The 6480-nt window shown below is 55.4% G+C and carries 9 protein-coding genes and 1 pseudogene; 1 reads left to right on the plus strand and 9 read right to left on the minus strand.

Annotated features, from left to right (window positions below):
• Positions 1 to 297: 297 nt before the first annotated feature.
• Positions 298 to 561, minus strand: a complete 264-nt coding sequence (locus tag HHL14_RS32445; RefSeq protein ID WP_169501685.1) for a PAAR domain-containing protein — start codon at positions 559 to 561, stop codon at positions 298 to 300.
• Positions 562 to 877: 316 nt separating this feature from the next.
• On the opposite strand from HHL14_RS32445, the gene HHL14_RS32450 reads away from it, so the two are divergent.
• Positions 878 to 1114, plus strand: coding sequence for a hypothetical protein (locus HHL14_RS32450; protein ID WP_169501686.1), 237 nt, complete (start codon positions 878 to 880; stop codon positions 1112 to 1114).
• 50 nt (positions 1115 to 1164) lie between these two features.
• Here the strand turns inward: HHL14_RS32450 and HHL14_RS32455 are convergent, their stop codons facing one another.
• The 8 genes and pseudogenes from HHL14_RS32455 to HHL14_RS32490 all read right to left on the minus strand — a co-directional run.
• Positions 1165 to 1392 (minus strand): hypothetical protein, encoded by a 228-nt coding sequence (locus tag HHL14_RS32455; RefSeq protein ID WP_169501687.1) that lies wholly within the window; start codon positions 1390 to 1392, stop codon positions 1165 to 1167.
• A gap of 75 nt (positions 1393 to 1467) precedes the next feature.
• Complete coding sequence (locus HHL14_RS32460) at positions 1468 to 1719, minus strand: DUF7683 domain-containing protein (RefSeq protein WP_169501688.1); 252 nt, start codon at positions 1717 to 1719, stop codon at positions 1468 to 1470.
• The gene (locus HHL14_RS33885) at positions 1716 to 2522 is read right to left on the minus strand and encodes a colicin E3/pyocin S6 family cytotoxin (protein WP_206002626.1); all 807 of its coding nucleotides are present in this window, start codon (positions 2520 to 2522) and stop codon (positions 1716 to 1718) included. Before HHL14_RS33885 ends, HHL14_RS32460 begins: the two co-directional genes overlap by 4 nt.
• Before the next feature lie 41 nt (positions 2523 to 2563).
• On the minus strand, positions 2564 to 3016 hold the full coding sequence (locus tag HHL14_RS32470; protein ID WP_169501689.1) for an SMI1/KNR4 family protein: 453 nt from the start codon (positions 3014 to 3016) through the stop codon (positions 2564 to 2566).
• Positions 3007 to 3387 (minus strand): HNH/ENDO VII family nuclease, encoded by a 381-nt coding sequence (locus HHL14_RS32475; RefSeq protein WP_169501690.1) that lies wholly within the window; start codon positions 3385 to 3387, stop codon positions 3007 to 3009. The genes HHL14_RS32470 and HHL14_RS32475 overlap by 10 nt, the downstream gene beginning before the upstream one ends.
• Before the next feature lie 26 nt (positions 3388 to 3413).
• A pseudogene (locus HHL14_RS33890) lies at positions 3414 to 3558 on the minus strand (RHS repeat-associated core domain-containing protein); the annotation flags it as partial.
• Positions 3559 to 3885: 327 nt separating this feature from the next.
• A complete protein-coding gene (locus tag HHL14_RS32485; RefSeq protein ID WP_169501691.1) occupies positions 3886 to 4413 on the minus strand; it encodes a hypothetical protein in 528 nt (175 codons plus the stop codon).
• Between the two features lie 37 nt (positions 4414 to 4450).
• On the minus strand, positions 4451 to 6480 hold a 2030-nt coding region (locus HHL14_RS32490; protein WP_206002627.1), incomplete at its 5' end, for an RHS repeat-associated core domain-containing protein.

Below are 6480 nucleotides of genomic sequence, written 5' to 3' on the forward strand. Positions count from 1 at the left end.
GTACGCACCGCCTTCGACTGGAAATCAGCCATGAACCAGTTTGCCATCCTGTTCGGCGAGCGTTTTACGCTTGCCCGCGGGTAATCCTTTTTTAACTGCCTCGCACACAAAAAGACGGACAGGCTCTGCACGCCTTATTGCATAAGGCCTTCAACGGCTGAGCCGATTACCACGTCCATTAAAACGTGTCCCGTGGGAACCAGCGAGGACGTTGCGGAAGCATTCCGGAAAGCCGCGTCTCTGCAATCAGTACGTACTCGCGACCGTGAGCAACGGCAGCTAAACGGGGCAATGCATTCATTCGACCGTCACGTCCGCACCCAACGCAATCAGCCTGCAGCCACAGGCACAGCGGTGCCCGTGCAGAGCGACTGGGACGCCATTGTCCATGATCATGTCGGTGCCCTCGATGATCGGATTGACGCCGTGCCCCTCGATTGGGCACGACACCAGATCGCCTCGTCGGGCGACCTTGCGCCCCTTCACGTTCATCGTGTCGGAGCCAGTGATGATGAATCCGCCGTGGGTGGTACTGTCGCCTACGCAAGCAATTGAGGTCATGGTTTTGTTCCATCTAATAAATCACGCCCGAAGGGAGGCAGATCGGGCAAGTTGTGCTTTTGAAGCAAAGCGGCGCGTAAAGTTCGCTGTTGAATAGGTACGGTTGATCACCACTGCCGACTAAACGCGCGAAGGGCCGCGTCAGCGACCCTTCGTTTATTCACTCAGTCGCGTCAACACACGACAAGATTATGGCGGACGCCAATCTTGAAGCACGTCCATCCAGAGCGAAACGCTCATCCGGCATGACCGTCACGCTGCGCGATACGCCCGATGGCTATTCTCTGGATACACCTGCGCGCCCCAGCAGCCTTTCATGCCCTGGGAACACATCGACAGGTGGTTAGGCGCAGGCCATCTCTTCAGCGCCGGACAGCGCGTCAATGTCTCGGTTGACTACATCCGGCAATGCCTTACCGTTACCTCAGAAGACGATTACGCCGCCAAAGCGCGCGAGCGCGAAGCGTTTGCCATCGAACGCAAGGTCGCCAATGACGAACTGCGCAAGGTATGGCGCGCTCAGCTGCAGACATCCAGGCGCGGCCGGGCATGACCTCTAGGTAGCAGAACGAAGAGCCGCTTAACGCGGCTCTTCGTTTGTTGTTACCCACCTATCTTCCAATCGACTTCCCAATTGGACTCCGCAAAGAAGCTTCCTACAGCCTCCTTCGTCTCAACCCAATTATCAAAACCAGTGATCATGTCGGGTCGATTCGACGTCAGGATTAAGAATCCCCCTGTATTCTCAGCATCATCCACTACCTTAACGTACGAACTTGCGTCATCCCCTGCGATAATTCGCCCAACTACTCCAAACAGAATTTTCTCCATAGTCAATCCGAGCGGATCAACCCAAGTTACCGGATTGGTACCGTCAGCGAACTATGTCCATTGAGATTCTTTGCACTATACGCGATCGCATTCAAGGAAGTATTCGTACTTTTCACAATCAAGCTCAAACGGAAGATAGGGATTCAACTGCTCTGCAATACGGCTATTTATTGCGCCGACGTCATACATTGGGTTCTCGGCAGGCGTATCAAACAGCGCTTGCAAGAACTCCAAGTTTGGTACATGCACGAACTCTATATTGCAAACATGCGCGTCGCCCTCTTTCTCGAAAGCTGAGATATAGCGATGCAACTGATATTCCGTCATGGTTCGATCCTCCTCGTGGAGTCAGCCACTTTTCCAAATATGGAGTCACCTGTATTTGGATCAAATGCACCTAAATGTCTACCACGCTTGTTGTATTTCTCTACCTCTCCGTGCTGCGAATCCCACTCGCAAATACAGCCATCTGGAAGACGCCAGCGTTTCCGCAACATTCCACCGCCCTGCACAGGCGTTTTGCGCTTGGTAACTACTGCATCGGGAAAGCCCGGGAGAGAAGCCGGTGCTGGGATGTACTTGTTTAACCCTAAAGGATCAATCCAGCCGACTGGGTTGGGCGCGTATGCATAGACATTAACCCCACCCGCCAGCCCAATCGGATCTTTGCTGATGAACCGACCATTCTGCGGATCATAGTACCGGTGCCGGTTATAGGCGAGCCCCGTCTCCTCATCATGATACTGCCCCTGAAACCGGATCCGGTTATCCACGCCAACGGGATCGACGTTGCCATACGGCGCACGCTTTACCCCACGCCACGCCTTATACCGCGCAAGCCACACCACCTTGCCCGACTCGTCCACCATCTCCTGCGGCGTGCCCAGGTGGTCATTCTGGTAGAAGTAAGTTGCGTGCCGCGTCTTCGCCGCCACCTGCACAAAGCGCCCGTCTGTGCCCGTCGCGAGGAACGCCGGTTCCACCAGCTTCTCGTCAAGCCGCGCAAGCGGCACGAATGCCCCCTGCTCGTGCAGGTAAAGTGACGCCGCCTGCCACTCGTGATGCCGCTCAAGCGTATGCATGCGCTGCGCGACCGGCAGCGAATACACGTCCTCCGGATCCTCGCGCACGATCTGCGCCCTGCGGAACTCCAGCCTGCGACAACCTAACGTCAAGCAGATAGGTACTTTTCCAGATAGTCAACCAAGCCTTGGGAAACGACCGCTCCCTGTTGCTTTCCGTTCACTGGACTAATCAAGACAAGCGGTGATTCACCGGCTGAATCCTTGCTTTGCGTGTCTATGCAGAGAAAGACGTCACCATCCTGAAAGTCGAGGGCAATGTATCGATCCGGAATACCGTATTGCTCTCTCGCATTTTTGGTGAAAGCAACGACGTCCCCAATCGCACCCACCTCATTGGCAGTCAGTCCAGCAAACGAACGACCGTCGATCTCGATCGCTCCATATTGCGTAAGATAGTCCTTGTACGATGGAGGAAATGCTACTCCCAGCAATTCCTCGGCACGCTGAATCTTATCTACTGTGACTGGTCCACCACGAACAATGTCGGCGCCTTCGGCAACGTTTTGTTCGATTAACTGATCTAGCTTTTTCAACGACATTTGAAACCCTCCGCTCTCTGCTTCCAGTAACTACTACGGAACTTATCATAGCCACGAGCTGCGGCTGGCTCATTTCTAAAGCTGTTTCCGTTCTCAATCAGACCATGTAGTTGTTTGTAATATTTCTGATGGGTTGATGCGGACAGCTCAACCATTGGCCCCGGTTCGTCACCAAGGACATGGTGCAAATTGAGCTGTTTTCCATCAGGACCGAACGGTGCGTATCCAGCATTCATTAAGTCCAGATTCGTTGCTCCGCCGTTGATCATTCCCTTCAGCTTATCGAAGCTTGGAGAATTAAGCGCTGTCTGGTTAATGTCCATCTTGCTAATTGGCGTAGAGATATCAATCAGAGAATTGTCCTGATACACCTTCCTGCCAAGCACGTTTGTGGGACATCGCGCCAATCCCAGCGGATCAACCCAGCCAATCGGATTGGGCGCGTATTGGTAGACGTTGATCCCGCCAGCCAGCCCAATCGGATCCTTCGAGATGAATTGGCCGCTTTGCGGATCGTAGTACCGATGCCAGTTGTAATGCAGCTCTTCTATTGGCAGCTACAACTAACCGTTCAGTTGCTGCGATTTCCTGCAGCGATGCACGTCGCATTCCTCGTCGTAGCGGTATCGCACAGTGAATGACATGTTGTTGAGCCCTGCGTAACAAGCCATCTCGACGTCACACGACAGTTAGTTAGGGCAAATCGGTTAGCAAGTCGTACACGTATCGCAGACTTCGGATTCAAACCCACCTAGCGCCTCTAATTCTTCTGCAACTTTGTCAGCTACACGATTTCTATCTCGCCAGGCTTCCTCTAATCGCGTACGCAAATGGCCGCTCACACAACCCGTCGTTGTTAGCTATCTATTTTAATCAGACTGAATGCAATATAGCCACATTATTTTCCCATCTCCTGATGGGTCATCAAATCTATCCTCATAAAATGAGAAATCATTCAATACTCCGCACGCTTCGAACGCCGCTTTGATTTCAAAAATTCTGGCAGACTCTTTATTGAACGCTACTTTGCGTAGTGCATCCGAAATCTGACTCTTTCTTTCTGCATTAGCCACATAGATTTTTGGAATCAAAATTTCCTCGTCATCTGGCTCGTACATCGAGAAGGCTATACACGTAAAAAAATTTTCCTCCCTGGATTTTTCCACTGCATTCTTGACATAATTTTTTACGAAGACTGCACACCCGATCCATAGTGCAAGCAAATTCCCATGTGGAAATGCCAGCTTCCAACTCTCAATCTGGTGTTGTCTATATATCAACGGGTAGGCCTCCGGTGTCTCCGTATGCTGAAGCAGAAGATCAACATCCAGACAATCCTGGTAAATGAATTTTTTACTAAAAATTTTTTTTGGATTAGGAATAGTACTCACACTCATGGCTTCTCTCAATTTATCCGTTAGTCACACAATCCATTCACTCTTCCCTGGGAGATGTCCAGCCAAAAGACTGAAGCCATTTCAGTGTTTTATTTGAAAAAAGCTGCGACACTGATTTCCCTTTCCCCTTTGCCTTGTCATGCATGGAGCCATCTTGGTTAATTGCCGCACCACATTTGCAGTGTGCATGCCATTGACTACCTGGCACACTACTTTCTGGTTCATCAATTCTGGTGATATCAGATGGCCCTTGGCCCTTATTAACGGCCTTTTGAGCGTCTTTAGGGGTGCCGCCCAGAATTGGTTTCCCCATGAGGCCCAGCGGATCGACCCACCCCACCGGATTGGGCGCATACGCATAAACATTGACCCCACCCGCCAGCCCAATCGGATCCTTGCTGATGAACCGCCCATTCTGCGGATCATAGTACCGGTGCCGGTTATAGGCGAGCCCCGTCTCCTCGTCATGATACTGCCCCTGGAACCGGATCCGGTTATCCGTGCCAACCGCATCGACGTTGCCATACGGTGCAGGCTTTACCCCACCCCACGCCTTATACCGCGCAAGCCACACCACCTTGCCCGACTCGTCCACCATCTCCTGCGGCGTGCCCAGATGGTCATTCTGGTAGAAGTACGTCGCATGCCGCGTCTTTGCCGGCACCTGCACGAAACCCCCATCCGTGCCCGTCGCGAGGAACGCCGGTTCCACCAGCTTCTCGTCAAGCCGCGCAAGCGGCACGAACGATCCCGGCTCGTGCAGATAAAGCGACGCCGCCTGCCACTCGTGATGCCGCTCAAGCGTATGCATGCGCTGCGCGACCGGCAGCGAATACACATCCTCCGGCTCCTCCCGCACGATCTGCGCCCTGCGGAACTCCAGCCCGCGATACACATGCTCGTGCTTCACCGGCAGCCCGAAGCGCTCCTCCATCAGCAGCACATCGCCGTCCCAGGTGAAGAACGTGCGCTCGATCCCGCCATCCGGTCGCGTCACCTTCTTCTTCGTGCGTCGACCGAACGCATCGTACGCAAAACTCACTTCCAGCAGCGGCCGCACACTCCCATCGACGAACCGCGTACCACCACCCGCCACGGGTTCCCTACGCGCCAGCTCATCCGCCTCAGGCGGCTTCGCATAGCGCTTCGCTTCGATCAGCCGGTTCGCTGCGTCGTACCGGTACAGCCACGTCGTGCCGTCCGGCTCGACCCGCCGCACGAGGTTGCCATGCGCATCGTGTGCATAGCGTGTGCGGTTCAGTTCCTTCAGCACGTTGCCGATGCACTTCGGCAGCGACGCCTCCCATGCGTCCAGCTTGCGCCTGTCCTCCACGCCCCGCCTGTTGTAACGCAGCGGCGGGTATTTCTCGCCAGGATTCGCCCGCAGCCACGCGGCATCTTCGGCCTGCTCCCGCGCGGCACGCGACGCCTGTTCCTCCGGCGTCTCGACCTCCGGCCTCGGCGGTACCGTCTCCGGGTCGACCGGATTGCCTGCGCGGTCGAACGCAAAGACTTCGGTCAGGTCCGGCGTCACGGACTTCAGCAGCCGACCGACCGGATCATAGGTGTAATCCGTCGCACCGCGCGCATGATCATCGATACGCGTGAGGTGGCCCGCTGCGCTGTAATGCAGCCGCCGCTCGGCAATGCGCTCATGCGCGCTGGCCGCGCCCATCTGTTTCACCGTGAACCGCGCCAGCCGCCCCATCGGATCGTATTCGCGCGCCTGGCTGAACGCCGCATGCGTGCGCCCCGTCTCGCGGTGCAGCCGGTCGCGCTCGAAGTCCACCAGCGGCGCGCCGTCGAGCAGCACGCCATGCACGTGCCCCGAACCATAGCGCAGCCAGTCGACGGTGCGCGTGTTGGGCAGCACCGTGCGCGTGCGGTTGCCGAGCGCATCGTATTCGTGCCGCGTGACGGTCAGGTAGTCCAGACCGTAGTCGGCACTGACGCGCTGCTCTTCCGCCACGAGGTTGCCCGCCTCGTCGTAATGCAGCCGCACACGGCTTTTCCCGGTCTCGGCCGTCACGAGGCGTCCGCGCGCATCGTAATGGAAATGCTCGGCGA

Source organism: Paraburkholderia antibiotica, from assembly GCF_012927125.1.
Classification (GTDB): Bacteria; Pseudomonadota; Gammaproteobacteria; order Burkholderiales; family Burkholderiaceae; genus Paraburkholderia; species Paraburkholderia antibiotica.

Coding starts and splice junctions, on each gene's coding strand:
- HHL14_RS32445 (WP_169501685.1), bottom strand. CDS start 561: ATGACCTCAATTGCTTGCGTAGGCGACAGTACCACCCACGGCGGATTC.
- HHL14_RS32450 (WP_169501686.1), top strand. CDS start 878: ATGCCCTGGGAACACATCGACAGGTGGTTAGGCGCAGGCCATCTCTTC.
- HHL14_RS32455 (WP_169501687.1), bottom strand. CDS start 1,392: ATGGAGAAAATTCTGTTTGGAGTAGTTGGGCGAATTATCGCAGGGGAT.
- HHL14_RS32460 (WP_169501688.1), bottom strand. CDS start 1,719: ATGACGGAATATCAGTTGCATCGCTATATCTCAGCTTTCGAGAAAGAG.
- HHL14_RS32470 (WP_169501689.1), bottom strand. CDS start 3,016: ATGTCGTTGAAAAAGCTAGATCAGTTAATCGAACAAAACGTTGCCGAA.
- HHL14_RS32485 (WP_169501691.1), bottom strand. CDS start 4,413: ATGAGTGTGAGTACTATTCCTAATCCAAAAAAAATTTTTAGTAAAAAA.